16 protein-coding genes are annotated in these 17143 nt (G+C 70.7%); 1 reads left to right on the plus strand and 15 read right to left on the minus strand.

The genetic code is table 11. From position 1 onward, the window contains the following. Nucleotides 1-72: 72 nt before the first annotated feature. Both OHA73_RS34715 and OHA73_RS34720 read right to left on the minus strand, forming a co-directional pair. Nucleotides 73-1638 carry an AbgT family transporter gene (locus OHA73_RS34715; protein ID WP_327657040.1) on the minus strand — a complete coding sequence of 522 codons (1566 nt, stop codon included), beginning with the start codon at nt 1636-1638 and terminating at the stop codon, nt 73-75. Further along, nucleotides 1635-2876 carry a metal-dependent hydrolase family protein gene (locus OHA73_RS34720; RefSeq protein ID WP_267068545.1) on the minus strand — a complete coding sequence of 414 codons (1242 nt, stop codon included), beginning with the start codon at nt 2874-2876 and terminating at the stop codon, nt 1635-1637. Before OHA73_RS34720 ends, OHA73_RS34715 begins: the two co-directional genes overlap by 4 nt. Nucleotides 2877-2966: 90 nt before the next feature. Here OHA73_RS34720 and OHA73_RS34725 point away from each other — a divergent pair, with 90 nt between their 5' ends. Next, a complete protein-coding gene (locus tag OHA73_RS34725) occupies nt 2967-4022 on the plus strand; it encodes an Lrp/AsnC family transcriptional regulator (protein WP_327657041.1) in 1056 nt (351 codons plus the stop codon). On the opposite strand, the gene OHA73_RS34730 is transcribed toward OHA73_RS34725, so the two are convergent. The 13 genes from OHA73_RS34730 to OHA73_RS34790 form a co-directional block, all read right to left on the minus strand. Continuing rightward, a complete protein-coding gene (locus OHA73_RS34730) occupies nt 4003-5478 on the minus strand; it encodes an MFS transporter (protein WP_267068543.1) in 1476 nt (491 codons plus the stop codon). The genes OHA73_RS34725 and OHA73_RS34730 overlap by 20 nt on opposite strands. Nucleotides 5479-5685: 207 nt before the next feature. Beyond that, nucleotides 5686-7008, minus strand: coding sequence for an amidohydrolase/deacetylase family metallohydrolase (locus OHA73_RS34735; protein WP_327657042.1), 1323 nt, complete (start codon nt 7006-7008; stop codon nt 5686-5688). Between the two features lie 35 nt (nt 7009-7043). Beyond that, complete coding sequence (locus OHA73_RS34740; protein ID WP_327657043.1) at nt 7044-7535, minus strand: RidA family protein; 492 nt, start codon at nt 7533-7535, stop codon at nt 7044-7046. 81 nt (nt 7536-7616) lie between these two features. Further along, the gene (locus OHA73_RS34745; protein ID WP_327657044.1) at nt 7617-9209 is read right to left on the minus strand and encodes an aminotransferase class V-fold PLP-dependent enzyme; all 1593 of its coding nucleotides are present in this window, start codon (nt 9207-9209) and stop codon (nt 7617-7619) included. Nucleotides 9210-9275: 66 nt separating this feature from the next. Beyond that, on the minus strand, nt 9276-10289 hold the full coding sequence (locus OHA73_RS34750) for a LysR family transcriptional regulator (RefSeq protein ID WP_327657045.1): 1014 nt from the start codon (nt 10287-10289) through the stop codon (nt 9276-9278). 119 nt (nt 10290-10408) lie between these two features. Next, nucleotides 10409-10687 carry a hypothetical protein gene (locus tag OHA73_RS34755; RefSeq protein ID WP_327657046.1) on the minus strand — a complete coding sequence of 93 codons (279 nt, stop codon included), beginning with the start codon at nt 10685-10687 and terminating at the stop codon, nt 10409-10411. Between the two features lie 49 nt (nt 10688-10736). After that, nucleotides 10737-11540: an ABC transporter ATP-binding protein gene (locus OHA73_RS34760; RefSeq protein ID WP_327657047.1), complete on the minus strand. Its 804-nt coding sequence runs from the start codon at nt 11538-11540 to the stop codon at nt 10737-10739. 37 nt (nt 11541-11577) lie between these two features. Beyond that, nucleotides 11578-12402, minus strand: a complete 825-nt coding sequence (locus OHA73_RS34765; RefSeq protein ID WP_327657048.1) for an ABC transporter permease — start codon at nt 12400-12402, stop codon at nt 11578-11580. Then, nucleotides 12402-13259: an ABC transporter permease gene (locus OHA73_RS34770; RefSeq protein WP_327657049.1), complete on the minus strand. Its 858-nt coding sequence runs from the start codon at nt 13257-13259 to the stop codon at nt 12402-12404. Before OHA73_RS34770 ends, OHA73_RS34765 begins: the two co-directional genes overlap by 1 nt. Beyond that, nucleotides 13256-14398 (minus strand): ABC transporter substrate-binding protein, encoded by a 1143-nt coding sequence (locus tag OHA73_RS34775; protein ID WP_327657050.1) that lies wholly within the window; start codon nt 14396-14398, stop codon nt 13256-13258. The genes OHA73_RS34770 and OHA73_RS34775 overlap by 4 nt, the downstream gene beginning before the upstream one ends. A 15-nt stretch (nt 14399-14413) precedes the next feature. After that, a complete protein-coding gene (locus tag OHA73_RS34780; protein WP_327657051.1) occupies nt 14414-15388 on the minus strand; it encodes a sugar kinase in 975 nt (324 codons plus the stop codon). 7 nt (nt 15389-15395) lie between these two features. Then, nucleotides 15396-16049: an RraA family protein gene (locus OHA73_RS34785; protein WP_327657052.1), complete on the minus strand. Its 654-nt coding sequence runs from the start codon at nt 16047-16049 to the stop codon at nt 15396-15398. Nucleotides 16050-16116: 67 nt separating this feature from the next. Then, nucleotides 16117-17100 carry a LysR family transcriptional regulator gene (locus OHA73_RS34790; protein ID WP_327657053.1) on the minus strand — a complete coding sequence of 328 codons (984 nt, stop codon included), beginning with the start codon at nt 17098-17100 and terminating at the stop codon, nt 16117-16119. Nucleotides 17101-17143: the final 43 nt, after the last annotated feature.

Below are 17143 nucleotides of genomic sequence, written 5' to 3' on the forward strand. Positions count from 1 at the left end.
CACGTGAATGCCTAGTGGAGTACATGTGTAGAAAATGTACGCATGCTGGTATGGAGGGGGGATGGCTCGACGTCAGGGCGTGCTGATCGACGCCCCCGGCCCCAGCGGTATGTCGAAGCCGTAGAAGATGCCGAGCACGGCCAGCCACGCCACCAGGAACGGCACCACGAAAACCGACAACCGCGAGAGCAGGGAGCCCAGTTGGGCCTCCGGCTCGTAGCGTTTGAGGACCGTCAGGAGCAGGAAGACGTAGGGGTTCAGCGGCGTGATCATCTGGGTGGCCGAGTCACCGATGCGGAACGCCGCCTGGGTGACCGCCGGTTCCATGTGGAGCAGCATGAAGGCCGGGACGAAGACCGGGGCCACCAAGGACCACAGCGCCGAGCCCGACGTGATGAACAGGTTCAGTACGCACACCAGCAGGACGAAGGCCACCAGGCCCAAGTAGCCCGTCAGGCCCACCGATTCGAGCAGCGCCGCGCCCTTCACGGCCAGCAGCGTGCCCAGGTTCGTCCAGTCGAAGACGCCGATGACCTGCGCGATGACCAGGATCAGCACGATGTACGCGGACATGCCCGTGATCGCGTCGGCCATCATGCGCGGCACGTCCTCGAAGCGCGTCACCGCCTTGACCGTACGGCCGTAGACCGCGCCGGCCAGGAGGAACGCCAGGAAGAGGAGCGGGACGATGCCGTCCAGGACCGGGGAGGGGACCAGCGCCCCGCCTTCGCCGCGCAGCGGGGAGCCGGGCAGCAGCCAGCAGGTGATGACCACGGCGGCGTAGGCGAGGACCGCGAGTCCGGCGCGGAGCATGCCGCGGCGTTGGAGGTCGGTGACCTCTGTAGTCACCGCGTTCCCCGCGCCGTCGGTGTCATCGGCCGCGGTCGGCTGCGGCAGTCGCGGCTCCAGGACCCGCGAGATGAGGAAGCCGCCGATGAGGGCGAGGACGACGCTCGCGGACGCCGTGTAGAAGTAGTTGATCAGGATGTGTGTCGGGGCGTCCGCGCCCTGCGGGAGTACCTGCGCGGCCTGATGGGTGATGCCCGTGTAGAGGGCGTCGAGGGCGCCGATCGTGAAGCCCGCCGCGTACCCCGCGCACACGCAGGCGAAGCCGCCGATCAGGCCCGCGACCGGGTTGCGGCCCGCGTTCTTGAACACCAGCGCGGCCAGCGGCGGGATCACCAGGATCGCCACGTCGCTCATCAAGTGGGCCTGCGCCGCCACGAAGGCGACCAGGTAGGGGAGGAGCCACCCGGGGGCGCGGGAGATCGAGGCACGGACCACCGTCTCCAGGAGGCCGGTGCGTTCGGCCACGCCCACCGCCGCCATCATCAGCAGCACCGTGCCGAGCGACGGGAAGCCCGTGAAGTTGGGGATGAAGTTCTCCAGGAGCCAGACCACGCCGTCCCCGGTGAACACCCCCTGCACCGCGACCGTCTTGTCCTCGCCGGGTATGCGCACCGTCGCGCCCGCCGCCGCGAGCGCCGTGGAGACGGCGCCCACGAGGACGAACAGACCGAGGAAGAGGAGGACCGGGTGGGGCAGCTTGTTGCCCACCCGCTCGATGCCGGACATGGCCTTGTCGATGAACCCCCGTCTGGTGGGGGCCTTCTCGGGTGCCGGCGCCTGTGTCGTCATGTCCCGAGTCCGTTCTTGCGCAGTGTGCCGCCCTGCGCGACGAGGACGACGTTCGCCGGGTCGGCGAGCAGCGCGATGTCCGCGAGCGGGTCGCCCTCGCACAGCACCAGGTCGGCCCGCTTGCCCGCCTCCAGCGTGCCGATCTCGGCTTCCAGGCCCAGGAGTTCGGCGGCGGAGCGGGTGCCGGTGGTGATCGCCTGCAGCGGTGTCATGCCGAGGGCCACGAGGTGGGTGAGCTCGCGCAGGTTGCGGCCGTGCGGCACCATCGCCGCGTCCGTGCCCATGGCGATCTTCACGCCCTCGGCGATCGCCGCGGAGATGTTCTCCTTGGTGATCCCGGACCAGCGGATCTTCTTCTCGTAGTGGTACGGCTCCATCGTGGCCTTGTCGATGCCGTCGAAGACCGTGGAGAGCGTCGGGACGACGAACGTGCCCCGCTCGCCCGCGAGTTCGCGGGCCTGCGCCGACATGCCGTAGCCGTGCTCGACGCTGGTGACACCGCCGCGGATCGCGTTGAGGATGCCCGCCGTGCCCTGCGCGTGCGCGGCGACCGGGCGGCCGCCGTGTCGGGCCAACTCCTCGACGACGGTACGGATCTCGTCCTCGGTCAGGCCCTCGTCGTCGGGGTGGTCGTAGGGGCTCGACATGCCGCCCGTGGCACACACCTTGATGACATCGGCGCCCGCGCGCAGCAGCTTGCGCACGGCGAGCCGCACCTCGTCCGGGGTGTCGGCGATCTCGCCCATCCCGGAGCTCGGGTCGAAGCCGCACTCGGTGGCGAAGTCGGCGTGGCCGCCGGTGTGACTGAGGATGCGGACCGCCGTGTGGATGCGCGGTCCCGTGGTGAGTCCCTGGGCCACGGCCGTGCGGTAGCCGGCGGGCAGGCCGCCCAGGTCGCGGACCGTGGTGACACCCGCGTCGAGGGTGGCGCGCAGCCGCTGCGCGGTGCGGAACACCTCGACCGTGGTGTCCTGCTCGTAACGGCGCACCATCTGGCGGGCGGACTCGACACCGAGGTGGACGTGGGTGTCGATGAAGCCGGGGAGCAGGGTGCGGCCTGCGGCGTCGATGGTGACTACGCCGGGCAGGGCGTCCGGCGCCGTCGCGGCGGGCCCCGCGTAGGCGATGAGGCCCTCGGCGTCGACGACGAGCGTGGCGTTCTCGACGGGCGCGGCGCCGGTGCCGTCGATCAGGCGGGCGTTGGTGATACGGAGCGAGGAAAGCTGTTGGGAACTCATGAGCGAACACTGTCGGATTCGGCGATGACGAACACGTAAAATCGCAGGAACCCGACCTGGTCCACCTATCTGTGCAGGATTTCGGCCACCGTGAGCACGCAGCATTCGGAACCTTCCGCGGCGGAGCGCGCCCGGATCGACGAGCTCGATCTCGCGCTCGTGCACGCCCTTCAGGTCAACACCCGCGCCCCGTGGACGCTCATCGGCGAGGCACTCGACATCGACCCCGTCACCGCCGCCCGGCGCTGGGAGCGGCTCGCGCGCAGCGGGGCCGCCTGGGTCGACGGGTATCTCGCGCTCGACCGCGACGAGGGGTCGGTGTACGCGCAGGTCGAGATCGACACCGGTGGGCATCTGCCGGAGGACGTGCTGACGTCGCTCGCCGCGGACTCCCGGATGCTCAGCCTCAAGCAGACGTCCGGCGGGCGCGACCTGCTGGCCATCGTGGGCGCCTCGTCGTTCGACGACCTCGCCCGGTACACCGGGGAGCGGATCTCCCGGCTGCCCGGTGTGCGCGGCACCCGGATCCATGTCATCACGGCGGTGCCCTTCGAGGGCGCGCAGTGGCGGCTGCGGAGCCTCACGCCGAGCCAGCGCGCGGTGCTGCGGCCCGAGCACGCGGACGCCGAGAGCCCGGTACCCGACGAGCCGATACGCCCCATCGACCGGCGCATCGCGCACGCGCTCGGCACGGACGGGCGGATGCCGCTGTCAGGGTTGGCCCGGGCGACCGGGGCGAGCACCGTCACGGTCCGGCGCAGGCTGCGGGTGCTGACGGCGGGCGGGCGGCTCTCGCTGCGGTGCACGCTGGCCCGGCCGCTCACGGAATTCCCCGTGTCCGCCGTCTACTTCGGGTCCGTGCCCGCCGAGAACCTGGACCCCGCCGTGCAGGCCCTGCGCACCCTCCCGGGCCTGCGCATGTGCAGCATCACCGCGGGCACCCACAACCTCATCCTGGACATCTGGCTGCGCACACTGGCCGAGGTGCACACCACGGAGGCACTCCTCAACCGCCGCCTCGCCGACCTCGGCCTGCGCATCACGGAGCGCGCGGTGGTGCTGCGCACGCTGAAGCACGCCGGCCGACTGCTCGACCGGCGCGGCCACAGCGTGGGCGCGGTACCCCTCAGGTCGACCGGAGACTGAGCTCCCGCTCCTCCGCGTCCGCGTCGAAGCCCACCGGCTCCCAGCGCTTCACGAGCAGCGCGATCAGGCCGAGGACGGGCGCGCCGAGAATCACCCAGTACACGCCGGTCCCGAGGCCGGTGCTGAGGATCGGGAAGAAGAACAGCGTGAGCGTCGAACCGAGGCGGAGCACCGCCTGGTTGAAGCCGATGCTGACGCCGCGCATGGAGGTGGGGAAGCCCAGCGAGGCGTAGCTCATGATGTGTGCGCCGGGGCCGAATCCCTGGGCGAACATAAAGGCGCCCAGCATGAGGATGCCCGCCGTCACGACGGCCGTGCCCGACGGCTGTCCGATGAGCGCGAGGACCGTGATCGCCACCAGCTGGATCGCGAAGCCCAGCGACATCATCGGCCAGGCACCCTTCGTCGACGCCCAGCGGATGCCGAGCAGTCCGCCGGTCAGGGCGAAGACGAGGTTCAGGGTGAAGGAGGACGCGATGGTGGTCAGCGGGCCCTGCGTCATGAGCGTGGCGATGATGATCGGCAGACCGAACGCGACCGCGTTGTAGCCGAAGGTCTCCGCGAGGCCGACCGCCACCGACTGGATGGTGCGGGTGCGGTACGGGCCCTTGAACAGGCGCGCGTAGGAGGCGAGCCCGGGGCGCTGCGGGCGCTCCGTCTTCCCCTCGACGTCATCGGGGACGTACGCCTCGACACCGTACGACTGCCGCAGGATGCCCGCCGCGCCCTCCAGGTCGCCCTGGTCGGCGGCCCAGGTCGGGGACTCGTTCATGTAGCGGCGGCGCAGCAGCAGGACCACGAGCGCCGGGATCGCGCCGAAGCCGACGGTGAAGCGCCACAGCCAGCCCAGGTGGGCGTCGGGCAGCAGGAAGTACAGCGCCATGATCACCAGGTAGCAGCCGCTGGTCGCCGCGTACCAGGCGGGGGACCAGGCGGCCGTGCGGGAGCCCTTGCTGCCCTTGCCGCGAAGCCGGGAGAACTCGGCGAGGAACGCGATGGCGACCGGGATGTCCATGCCGACGCCGATGCCCATCACGAAGCGGGCGCCGATCAGCGTCCACACGTCCTGCGCCACCGAGCACACCAGCGCCGTGATGACGAAGAACAGCATGTTGGCCATGAAGACCCGGTAGCGGCCTATTCGGTCCACGAGCCAGCCGCCGACGAGCGCGCCGATCAGCGAGCCGACGCTGATCGACGCGGTGACGACGCCGGCCATCGTGGAGCTGAGGCCGAACTGCTTCGTGATGTCCGGCAGCCCGTACGCGAGCGAGCTGAGGTCGTACGCGTCGAGGAAGATGCCGCCGAGCGCGATGATCACGATCATCCGGGCGTGCTTGCCGCGCGCCGTGCCGGAGTTGACCAGGTCGGAGACGTCGGCCGCGGACCGGATCGGCACGGGGCCGGACGCCGCCTCCGCCGGCGTGGGTGAGGGCAGGGAGGAAGTGGTGCTCACGGGGGCCTTCCGGGGTGCTGGTGTGCTGCGGGTGACGGGTGTGTCACGGATGCGGGTGACAGGTGTGTCGCAGAATCGTATGCAGCCACCGGAAGGGATTCGTCCACTTGTCCGCATGCTGGTCACAGGGGTTGTTCGCATGCTGGTCACAGCGGTGAGCGGTCCCCGGCCTTCGACCGGGGCCCGCTCGGTGCGTGCGCTCGTCGCTCAGTGCTCGTGTTCCCCGGTGTCGCGCTTCGCGCCCGGAGTCCACTTCTGCGCGGACTCTCCGTTGAGGTCCCACACCACCTTGCCGTCGCGGACGGTCAGTTGAGTGGTGAGCTTGCGGCTGCCGTCGATCCGGTAGCCGAAGCTGTCGACGTAGCCGAACCTCCCCTTGTCGAGGGAGAACAGGGCCAGGTCGGCCGGCGCGCCGACCGAGAGATTGCCCAGGTCGGAGCGGCCGACGGCCTTCGCGGGCTTCCAGGTGGAGGCCGCGACCACGTCCTTCAGCGGCATGCCGAGCGTGAGGAACTTGCCCATGATGTTCGGCATGTCCTTCATGCCCGCGTTCATGCTGGTGATGTGCAGATCGGTGGAGATGGTGTCGGGCGCGAAGCCCTCTTTCATCGCCTCGACGGCCACGTCCCAGCTGAAGCTGCCGCCGCCGTGCCCGACGTCGAACAGCACACCGCGGTCCCGGCCCTTGTGCAGGCCCGAATTGAGCTTGCCGCTGTCGAGCAGCTCGTTGCGCAGGCCCGAGTACACATGCGAGTAGATGTCGCCGGGGCGCAGCTTCTCGCCGAGGAGCTGCTCGATCGGCCGCTCGGGGTGGTTGGCGCCGAAGTCGACCATGACGGGGAGGTCCGCCTTGTCGCCCGCCTCCACCGCGTTGTCGACGGCGGCCCAGTCCTTGCCCTCGTAGTGCGCGGTCTTGATGCCGACGACGGTGTCCGGGTACTCGGCCGCCTTCTCGGCCGCGGGCCCCGGCTTCATGTCGCTGACGTCCTGCTCGACCTTGGCGCCGCCCATGCCCTTGCCGACGATGTTGAGGAACGCGAGGACACGGGTCTGCGACCGGTCGATGATGTTCTTCTTGAACAGTTCGAAGTTCGCCGCTCCCGAGGAGCCCGCGTCCACCGCCGTGGTGACACCGGTGCGGAACGTGAAGCCGTCGGGCGACACCCCGTTCTTGCCGTTCGCGTAGTCGTCCTCGGGGCCCGGGAACAGGTGGGCGTGCAGATCGATGAGGCCGGGAGTGAGGTACTGGCCCGCCGCGTCGACCTTCTGTTTCGCGGCGGAGGCGTCGATGTCCCTCGCCACCTTCGCGATCTTCCCGCCCTTGACCGCGACGTCGCGGACCGCGTCCACGTGGTTCTTCGGGTCGATGACATGGCCGCGCTCGATCACCAGGTCGTAGGCCTCGGCCTTCTCGGCGGAAGGGGCCGAAGGTGTCGAGGCGCCCGCCGTCGCCGCGCCGAGCACCAGCGTCAGCGCCGCCGGGAGCACCAGCCAGTGGGCCCGCTGTCTTATGTCCTGTCCTACGTTCATGAAGCCTCCCTCGTCGTTCGGTGCGGTGAGCCGACTCAGATGACGGCGATGCAGTCGATCTCGACCAGCGAGTCGCCCGGGATGCCGGCCGCCGCGGCGATCGTGGTGCGCACGCCCGGTTCGGGGCCCCAGCGGCCGAGGAAGACCTCGTTCATCCCGTCGTAGTCGTCGAGGGTGTTCAGATAGACGTTGATCTTGAGGACCTTCGCCATCGAGGAGCCGACGGACTCCAGATAGCGCTCCACCTCGTTCAGCACGTGGTCGGTGTGCGCGCGGATGTCGCCCTCGAAGTGGGCGCCGATACCGGAGATGAAGACCATCGAGCCGTACGTGACGATGGGGCTGAACAGGGGGTTCTCCGGCGGCTCCGCACCGTCCGGGTAGTGCACCTCCTTGCGCGGCTTGCCCGGCCGGCCGTGCTGGGCGTCGGCCGCCGAGGCCGTGCCCGCTCCCGCCACGGCCGGTACGGCGGCGACGGCCGCCACTGCGGGGGCCCTGCGGATGAAGTCCCGTCGGTTCGAGGTCACGCGTCCTCCGATGAAGGGTTGATCGGGTGGGGTGGTGCCCTTCAGGTGCTCAAGTGCTCAAGTGCTCAAGTGCTCAAGTGCTCAGGTCTTACGGGTCGCCTTCCAACTGCCCTTGAGGTACTCGCCCAGATCGACGCTCCCGCTCATCGCGTCGCCGGTGAGCTTCCCGGTGAAGGTGTAGGAGAGGGAGTCGCCGTGCTCCTCCCCGTACGAGCTGCTCACCGTCACCTCGTCGGCGCTTACGGAACCCGTGGCGGAACGAGACACGAAGTCGCCGCGGTGGGTGCCGGTGAGTTTCGCGCCGTCCTGCTTCAGCGTCAGCTGGTGCGCGCTGGAGGCACCGGCCGCGTAGGTGATCTCCAGGGACCAGGTGCCGCTCGCGTCGACGGAGGGCGGCTTCGGCTTCGCGGGGGCCGGGGGCGGGTTCTTGAGCCGCTTGACGATGTGGTCGGCGATGATCTTCTCGTCGCCGGGTTCCAGCATGTACGGGGTGACGGCCAGGCCAGAGAGCGCCGGATCCTTGCTGCTCGCCGGGTTGATGGCGATGCGCGGCTCGCCCTCCCACAGGGCGTCCACGATCGTCTGCCCGACGACGCCGCGCTTCTTCGCGTCCCAGAACAGGTTGAGCGTCGGTGTGCGGTTGGACAGGCCCTCCGGCTGGACGAGCTCGGAGGTGACACCGGGGACCGCGGTGGAGACCCGCTTGGCGATGGTCCTCAGCCATGAGGTCCACTTCGCGTACTCGGCCTTGTGGTCGCGGCGCACCCACATCTCGACGGCCGCGAGCATGCCCATGGCCTCTTCCTTGCCGACCTTGAAACCGCGCGCGTAGCCGTGGTGCGGCGCGCTGTGCACCCACGCGGCGCGCACCAGGTCCTTCCGGCCGAGCAGGATGCCCGCCGACTGCGGTCCGCGCAGCGCCTTGCCGCCGCTGTACGCGACGAGGTCGGCGCCGCGCTCCAGATGGACGTTGGGAATGGTGAGGACCTCGGCGGCGGCGTCGACCAGGACCGGCACGTCCTTCGCGTGCGCGAGCTCGGCGATGGTCTTCAGGTCCAGCTCGCTCTCGTCGACCCGCGGCATCGCGAAGACGTACACGAGCGCGGTCTGCGGGCCGAGCGCCGCCTTCATCTCCTCGCGCGTCGCCACCTCGACGACCTTCAGGCCGACGGCGCTGATGGCGGCCTCGTACACGTTCCGGGAGTGCTTGGGGATGACGGCCTCGGTCTTGGTGAAGCCGCTCAAGTTGGGGATCTGGATGTGCAGGTCCGGGTTGCCGCCCGCCGTGCAGGCCGCGGACGCGTGGGTCAGGGCGGCCGAGCAGCCGGAGCTGACCATGCCGAACTCGGCGCCTGTCAGCTCGCCGAGCCGTCTGCCGACGCCGTCGGCCAGCTCGTCCAGCTGCACGTACTGCCGGGACGCCGCGTCGATGGCCTCGCGCACCTCCGGCAGGATCAGCGAACCGCTCAGGACGGTGTAGGTGCCACGGCCGTTGATGAGGGGGCGTACGCCGATGCGCTCGTAGCCGCCCTTCTTCGGTGCGGCGCTGCTCTTCGGTGTGGCCCCGTCGGCCGCCACCGCCTCTCCCGCGAACAGCGGGCCGAGCGCGAGCGCCCCGCCGGCCGCTGCGCTGCGCCCGAGCATCGCCCGACGTGTGACTGGGTCAGTACGCATCCGAACCCTCAACTTCCGCCTCGTTGACCGGTGTTGGACACACGCTAGGAACGCCGCCGTCCGGCGTTAAGCGCGTCGTGCTGATGCGGGTATTCGCAACTTGGATGAACCGGGGGATGAACCGTGGGGTGAACCTTGCGGGGTGTCTCCCGTCAGGTCCCGCGTGCCGGGCGGCGCCTCCGAAGCCTCGATCTCGCGCAACAACGTGCGCGCGGGCGGGGTGAGCGGCCGGGTGGTGGACCAGTGCACCGCGACCCTGCGCCCGCAGGGCACGTCGAGTCTGCGGGCCACGACGCCGGAGGTGTCCGCGGTGGCGACGGCGAGGAGGTTGGTGACACCGATGCCGAGACCGCTGCGGACCAGCGAGATGAGGGTCTGCGGCTGGTTGGTGGCCTGTACGGCGTTGGGTTCGAGGCCGCGTTCGCTGAAGGCGCGGTACGTCTCGAAGCCCATGGCCTCGGACGAGCCGAGCCGGCCGATGGTGATCAAGGGGTGCGCTGCCACCGCGGCGAGCGGCAGCGGCTCCGGCAGCTCGGCCAGCAGATGGTCGGGCGGATGGACCGCGATCAGGCCCTCCCACCACAGCGGCCGCGACTCCACCGAAGGGCCCGGCGGAGGTGCCATCGGGCGCAGGCAGATGTCCACCTCGCCGCTGGCCAGCGCCGCGTCGAGCTCCAGGGTGGACCGCTCGACCAGAACCACCTTGATGGCGGGACGCGTACGGGCCATGCGCTCAAGGAGCTGCGGCACGAACGCCACGCTCGCGCTCGGGTAGCTGCCCAGCGTCACCACGCCGCGCGCGGCGCCGCGGTACCCGGCCATCGCGGCCTCGGCCCCGGCGAGCCGGCGCAGGATGGCGCGCGCGTGGTCGGCGAGGACCGCGCCCGCGTCGGTGGGTGTCACCGGACGCCGGTCGCGGTCGAACAGCGGCACCCCCGCCTCCCGTTCGAGGGCGGCGACATGCATGCTCACGCGCGGCTGGGAGCGGTGGGTCAGCTCGGCCGCCGCACTGAAGCTGCCGGTGTCCACGACGCCGAGGAAGGAGACGAGCCATTCGAGACGCAGATCGGAACGGAGCATGCCTCTCGTCTACCGTCGCCCGTGTGCCACGGACCAGACAGGACCGCCTTTCAGAGGAGGGCCGATACGGTTTCCGAATAGCGTGCGGAACCCTGAATCCACCCGTCTGGCAACGGAGTTCAGCGCGGCACCCCCGCCGGTGCCTCGATGTGCTCGATCCAGTACTCGCGGGTCAGCGCGTCCACCCCGGCCGGTGCCACCCCGCGCAGATGCACCACGTCGCCGTCCGTGCCGGCGATGCGGCCGTGCTTCTGCAGCTGCAGGATGTGGTAGCGCTCGGGCTTGAAGCCGAGTTCGACGTCGACGGCGAACCGGCCCCGGGGATCGCGGAGTTCGCCGACTCCGGGGGCGACCTTTCCGGTGGCCTGCACGCTCAGCCACGCCTGGTAGACGATCACAAGGAGAACGACGATCGCGATCTTGCGCAGCGTGGGACTCTTCGCGGTTCTACGGAGAAGTGACGACGTCGGTGGCACCGTCCTCAGCTCCTTCCCCTGTCAGCAGCGCGTTGACCCGGTTGACCGTGGCCCGGAACTCCGGCAGGGCCACCGCGGTGTCCCAGCGCCGTGGCCGGGGCAGTTCCACGTCGACGATCTCCCTGACCCGGCTGGGGCGCCGGGAGAGCACCACGATGCGGTCGGAGAGGAACACCGCCTCGTCGACGTCGTGGGTGACGAAGAAGACCGTCGGGCGGCGGGACTCGAAGATGCCGGTGAGGTCTTCTTGCAGCTTGCGCCGGGTCTGCGCGTCGATGGAGGCGAACGGCTCGTCCATGAGCATCACCGCCGGTTCGTTGGCGAGCACGCGGGCCACGCCGAGCCGCTGCTGCATGCCGCCGGACAGCTCGTGCGGATAGCGGTGCTCGAAGCCGCCGAGGCCGACCAGGTCGAGGAACTCCCGTGCACGGGCGGCCCGTTCGGCCTTCGGGACCCCGCGCATGCGCGGACCGAAGGACACGTTGCCGAGCACCGTCTTCCACGGGAAGAGCGCATGGCTCTGGAACACCACGCCCCGGTCGGGTCCCGGTCCGTGCACGGGCGCGCCGTCCACGGACACTGTGCCGCCGCTCGCCTCGACGAAGCCGGCGACGATGTTCAGGACCGTCGTCTTGCCGCAGCCGCTGGGGCCGAGGACCGACACGAACTCGCCCTGTTGGACGCCGAAGGAGACGTCGTCGATGGCCGTGACCTCCTCGCCGCTGTAGTCGTCGGCGTAGGCCTTGCGCAGTTTGCTGATCTCCAGAGCGGTCATGAGTCGTTCTCCCACCAGCTCATCCGTCGGCCGCCGATCACCCGTCGGCCTCCAACCTGCGTACCATTCCCCAGCGTTCGACGGTCGCCCGCTCGAACGGGGCCAGAATCAGCGCGTCCAGCGCGTACCAGAGCGCGCCGAGCACGACCATGCCGAGGAACACCTGACTGATGTCACCCACCCGGCGCGCGTCGAACATCATGTAGCCGATCCCGCTGGTGCCGACGATGATCTCGGCGGCCACCAGGGCTCGCCAGCCGTAGCCGAGCCCGGTGCGGATGCCGCCCGCCACCGATGGCAGCGACCCCGGCACGATCACCTCGACGAACACCCGCCACCGCCCGGCCCCCAGGCTGCGCGCCGCCCGCACCAGCTCGCGGGGCACCTGCTCGACACCCGCGACGACGCTCAGCATCAGCGGGAAGACGATGGTGTAGACGATCACGAAGGTGACGGCGGTCAGGCTGAAGCCGAACCACACGATGACGATCGGCAGCCACGCGATGTCCGCGATCGCCTGGAAGAACAGCAGGATCGGCCAGAAGAACCGGCGCAGCCGCCCGATCATCGCCACCGCGAAGCCCAGCGGCAGGCCGATGAGCAGCCCGAACCCGACGCCGTACGCGAGGCGGGTCAGGGAGTCGGAGAGATAGCCCGGCAGGATGCCCTTCTCCAGGAGGCCGCCGAGCGTCGCGAGCACGGTGCCGGGTCCCGCGAAGAACGACCGGGGGAACACCTCGAACTCGGCGAGCAGCCACCACAGCGCGACGACCGGCACGAACGGGCCGAGCGTGCGGACCGTGCCGCTGCGCGACAGGCGCCGCCACACGGGCATGGTGGGCGCCGTGGACAGTGCGGCCATCAGCGGTTCACCCCCGTCATGCCCCAGCGCTCCACGGTCCGCCGTTCGAGCGGCGCGAGCAGCAGCCGGTCCATCAGCAGCCACAGCACCCCGATGATCACCATCGAGGCGATGATGACGTCGGTGCGGAAGTACTTCTGCGCCTGGAACAGCGCGTAGCCGAGGCCCGCGCTGCCCGCGATGATCTCGGCGGCGACCAGCCCGCGCCAGCCGTAACCGAGCCCCACGCGCAGCCCGGTGACGATGCTCGGCAGGGCGCCCGGCAGCAGGATCTCCCAGAACATCCGCAGCCGGCTCGTCCCCAACGACCGCGCCGCGCGCAGCAGTTGGACCGGGATCTGACGCACGCCCAGCATCGCGTTGTACGTCAGCGCGAAGAACATCGCGTTCCACACGATGAAGATCACCGCGCGGTCGCCGTAGCCGAACCACAGCGTCGCCACCGGGATCCACGCGATGCCCGCGAGCGCCACAGAGAACCGCAGCAGCGGAGCGAAGAACGCGGACAGCGCACGGCTCGACCCGAGGGCGATACCGAAGGGGAGCGCGGTGACCAGCGCGAGCACGATCCCGAGGCCCATCCGTCGCAGGCTCGCGCCCAGGTGCCGGGCCAGATCGCCGCTCGCCGCCATGTCACCGAGCGCCCGGGCCACGTCGGTCACCTGGGGGAACACCCGCAGCGGTGTCCCCGTGACGGCCACCGCCACGGCCCATGCGAGTGCGAGCGCGGCGAGCGGCCCGAGGAACCAGAGCGCGCGGCCGAGGCGGGATCCGCGCCGCTTGCGGGGCTTTCGCGCGTGGCGCGGCAGGGCGGCCGCCGGGCGCGCGGGAGCCACCTTCGTCGTCGGCGGGGTCACGACGGGCAGGCCTTCGAGGCGCTCGCCCGGTCGAAGCGGTAACCGCCGTCGACGGCCGCCGCCTTCGGTACGTCGGGCAGATCACGGAAGAGCTTCGGCTCGGCCGCCATCACCTTCAGGATCGGCTTGGGGTCGAAGTACTTGTCGACGTCGAAGCCGCCCTTGACGGCGCCCTGCCCGGCGAGCAGCCGCGCCTGGGTGTCGAGGGCGAGGTAGTTGCAGGCGGAGAAGCGCGGGTCGAGCTGCTTCACGTTGTGCTTCATCGCTTCCTCTGCCACGGCCTTCTTTGTGCCGGGCAGCCACCGGGTCGCGGAGTCGGCCGCGTCCCCGGGGTTCTCGCGCATCCACTGGTCGGTGCGTGCCCGCGCCGTCAGGAAGCGCTCGACGACCTCCGGGTGCTTCTTCGCGTACGAGGGTGTGGTGACGATGTAGCCGATGAACGGGATGTGGCCGCCGCCCCGCAGCACCTCCTTGGCGCCGTCGACCTGGTCGACGACCGTGATGGGGAACGGGTCCCAGACGATGGCGGCGTCGATGCCTCCCGTCTTGAGGGCGACCGCCATGTCCGGCGGCTCGGTGTTCACGATCTTGACGTCGCTCGACTTCAGGCCCGCCTCGTCCAACAGGCCGAGCAGATAGAGGTGGTTGATGGAGCCCTCGGAGACACCGATCTTCTTGCCGCGCAGTGTCTTGAGGTCCTTGCCGTCCACGCCGGACTTGGCCGCGGCGACCACGGCCATCGTCTCGTCGATGCTCTTCCGGCTGGACGAGCCGGTGTAGTTGCCGACCAGGGACAGGTCGATGCCCTTCTGCGCGGCGGCGATCGCGGGCGTGCCGACCTGGATGAAGTCGACCTCGCCCGCTTGCAGCGCGTTGAGCGCGTCGACACCCGTCGGGTACGGCTGGGCCAGCTTCACGTTGAGGTTCTGTTCGTCGAAGTACCCGGCCTCCACGCCGGACGGCAGGCCTATCTGGTCGATGGCGGACACATATCCGGCTCTGACGCGGGTCGGCGCCGCCGCGCCCGCGCCGGATGCACCCTCCACGGCATCGTCCACGGTGGAACCGTCGGAGCACCCCGCGAGCAGCAGGATTCCCGAGCATGCCGCCACGGCGATGTGGCGTTTGGCGCGAACCATTGGCTTCTCAACTCCTCATCGGACCGGTGTGCTTGCTGACGGTGGTGGCCGGTCGGCGCCCTGGCTCCGGCGTGCGGCGTCGACGTCCTCGCGGCGCGGGATCGGCGTGACGGCGCCCGGCCCGGTCGTGGTCAGCGCCGCCGCGACCGCCGCGTACTGGGCGGCCTCCGGTGGCGTGGCCCCGGCCAGGAGGCGTGCCGCGAACGCGCCGTCGAAGGTGTCACCGGCGCCGGTGGTGTCCACTGGGTCGACCGGGTGCGGCGCGATGCGGGTGACCGCCCCGTCGTGCGCGAGGAGCGCTCCCCGGTCACCCATCTTCAGGACCACGACGGAAGGCCCGCGGCGTACGAACTCCGCGAGGACCTCGTCCGGATCGTGCAGCCCGGTGAGCAGCCGCCCCTCGTCGAGGTTCGGCAGCGCGATGTCGCACAGCTCGACGCTGCGCCAGGCCACCGCGCGGGCCCGTTCGGCGGGCCACAGGGCGGGCCGGATGTTGGGGTCGTAGCTGACCAGGGTGCCGTTGTCCCGGGCCAGTCGCATCGCGTGGAAGGCCGCGTCGCAGGCGGACGTGGAGATCGCCTGGGTGATGCCGCTCAGGTGCAGGAGGCGGGCCCGCGCGATCGCCCCGGCCGGGATGTCGGCGGGCGCGAGGCGGCTGGCGGGGGACCGCGCCCGGTAGTACGTGAAGGAACTCTCGGTCGGGGTGCGGGCGATGAAGTAGATCCCGGTCCGCCCGCCCGGTTCGCGGACGACGTGCTCGGTCGCGATGCCCTCCCGCTCCCACAGCCGGAGGAAGGAGGCGCCGAAGTCGTCGTCGCCGATGCGCGTGATGTACCCGGTGTCGGCGCCGGAACGGCGGGCGGCCACACAGAAGTTGGAGGTGTCACCGCCGTGCCCGACGGTGAAGGAGGTGCCCGCGCCGACAGGGCCCGGCGCGTCCGTGGACGTGTTGAACTCGAGCAGCGGCTCACCGGCCGCGAGGATGTCCACGCCGGCCTCAGATCCGGTGGTACTTCTCGAGCCCGCCCCGCAGCGAGCCCGATTCCAGGATCAGGACGGTCTGTTCGCGCTCCCGCCGCTCGATCTCCTGTGCCGCTACGAGGACTTGGGGCACGCGGTCGGCGGGCACGCACACCACGCCGTCGCTGTCCGCGACGATCAGGTCGCCGGGGTACACCCGCGTACCGCCCATCTCCACCGGCTCGTTGAGGCTGACCGTGCGGTAGCGGCCGACGGTGGTGGCCGGCACGCCGCCGCGGGCGTAGACGGGGAACTGCGGGTAGTCGCGGCGGATCTCCTCGATGTCGCGCACCCCCGCGTCGAGGACCGCGCCCGCGACGCCGTTGGCGACGGCTCCCGCGCTCATCAGGCCGCCCCACACCGCGACGTCTGCGCCGCCCGCCGCGATGCAGACGACGTCGCCCGGCGCCGACTCGTCGATGGCCCGCAGCGCGTGCTCCGGCGGGACGGGCTCGGGCGAGGGAACCTCCAGGACGGTGACGGCCGGGCCGACGAGCTTGCCGGGCAGGACCTGGCGGATGGTGCCGGAGAGATAGCCGCGCGCTGCGAACTGCTCGACCGCGTCGGCGACGGACGCCGTGGCGATCGAGCGGAACGCCTCGATGGTCTCGGGGGAGAAGGAGTTGGCCATGCGGGATGTGCTCCTGTCCAGGTCGGCGAATCGACTGGGGCAACCGTAGGAGCGCACTGATGGGCCGTCAGTGTTCGGTCGCGAATGCGGCTATTCGACTAGCGGATGGCGCGGGCCCGGCCGGCGCGTCCCACGGCCAGGTGGGCCCCGGCAGCCGGTCGAGACACTCCCGTACCGCCGCGACCGCGGGCGACTCCTCGCCTGTCCGCCACCACGTGGCGACGGCCCGCTCGCAGCCGGCGTCGCGGACCGGCACGAGGGCCACGCCCTCGGTGTCGGCGGTGGTCATGGCGAGCGCGTTGGTGACACCGACGCCGAGCCCGTGCCGGACCAGAGAGATCAACGTCTGCGGCTGGTTGGTGCGTTCGCGGATCACCGGTTGCAGGCCGAGGTTGGCGAAGGCGAGATTGGTCTCGTACTGGCGGCTGTGCCCGTCGTCGCTCTCCCCGATGCTGATCACCGGCTGGGTCACCGTCTGCGCGAGCGCCACCTCGTGCGCGCCGGCCAGCGGGTGGTCGGCGCGGAAGACCGCGACGAGCGGCTCGCGCCACAGCACCCGGTTGGCCACCCGGTCGGAGCTGACCAGCGGATGCAGCGGTCTGACGGCCAGATCGACGCCCCCGTCGACGAGTTGCTCGCCCAGCTCCAGGCTCGGCCCCTCGTGCAGGACGAGCCGCACCCGCGGATACGCGGCGCGCAGGGCCCGCACCGCCCGCGGGTACAGGTAGGCGGCGGCGCTCGGATAGCAGCCGAGCCGGACCGTCCCGCACACCGCCCCCTCGGTGCTCTCCGCCATCAGGTCGAGCCGCCGCAGGATCTCCTCGGCGTGCGGAAGCAGACCCCGCCCCTCCGGGGTGAGCGTCGCGGGCTGAACGGAACGGTCCACGAGCCGCCGCCCCACGAGCCGCTCCAGCGCGGCGATGTGGCTGCTCACCCGCGGCTGGGAGCGGTAGAGCGTCTTGGCGGCGGCGGAGAAGCTGCCGTGCCGGGCGACCGCCACGAAGCTGGCGATCCAGTCGATGCGGTAGTGGTGCACGCTTGTGAGGTCCATGACGCCTCCAGTCACCGAGATCGACCGGAACGCTACCCTCGGT

The organism is Streptomyces sp. NBC_00483 (genome assembly GCF_036013745.1).
Lineage (GTDB): Bacteria > Actinomycetota > Actinomycetes > Streptomycetales > Streptomycetaceae > Streptomyces.

Bases quoted from the DNA above. Each gene is read 5' to 3' on its own strand.
- OHA73_RS34720 (WP_267068545.1), bottom strand. From the start codon at position 2,876: ATGAGTTCCCAACAGCTTTCCTCGCTCCGTATCACCAACGCCCGCCTG.
- OHA73_RS34785 (WP_327657052.1), bottom strand. From the start codon at position 16,049: ATGGCCAACTCCTTCTCCCCCGAGACCATCGAGGCGTTCCGCTCGATC.
- OHA73_RS34735 (WP_327657042.1), bottom strand. From the start codon at position 7,008: ATGAACGTAGGACAGGACATAAGACAGCGGGCCCACTGGCTGGTGCTC.
- OHA73_RS34745 (WP_327657044.1), bottom strand. From the start codon at position 9,209: ATGCGTACTGACCCAGTCACACGTCGGGCGATGCTCGGGCGCAGCGCA.
- OHA73_RS34765 (WP_327657048.1), bottom strand. From the start codon at position 12,402: ATGGCCGCACTGTCCACGGCGCCCACCATGCCCGTGTGGCGGCGCCTG.
- OHA73_RS34775 (WP_327657050.1), bottom strand. From the start codon at position 14,398: ATGGTTCGCGCCAAACGCCACATCGCCGTGGCGGCATGCTCGGGAATC.
- OHA73_RS34715 (WP_327657040.1), bottom strand. From the start codon at position 1,638: ATGACGACACAGGCGCCGGCACCCGAGAAGGCCCCCACCAGACGGGGG.
- OHA73_RS34760 (WP_327657047.1), bottom strand. From the start codon at position 11,540: ATGACCGCTCTGGAGATCAGCAAACTGCGCAAGGCCTACGCCGACGAC.
- OHA73_RS34790 (WP_327657053.1), bottom strand. From the start codon at position 17,100: ATGGACCTCACAAGCGTGCACCACTACCGCATCGACTGGATCGCCAGC.
- OHA73_RS34750 (WP_327657045.1), bottom strand. From the start codon at position 10,289: ATGCTCCGTTCCGATCTGCGTCTCGAATGGCTCGTCTCCTTCCTCGGC.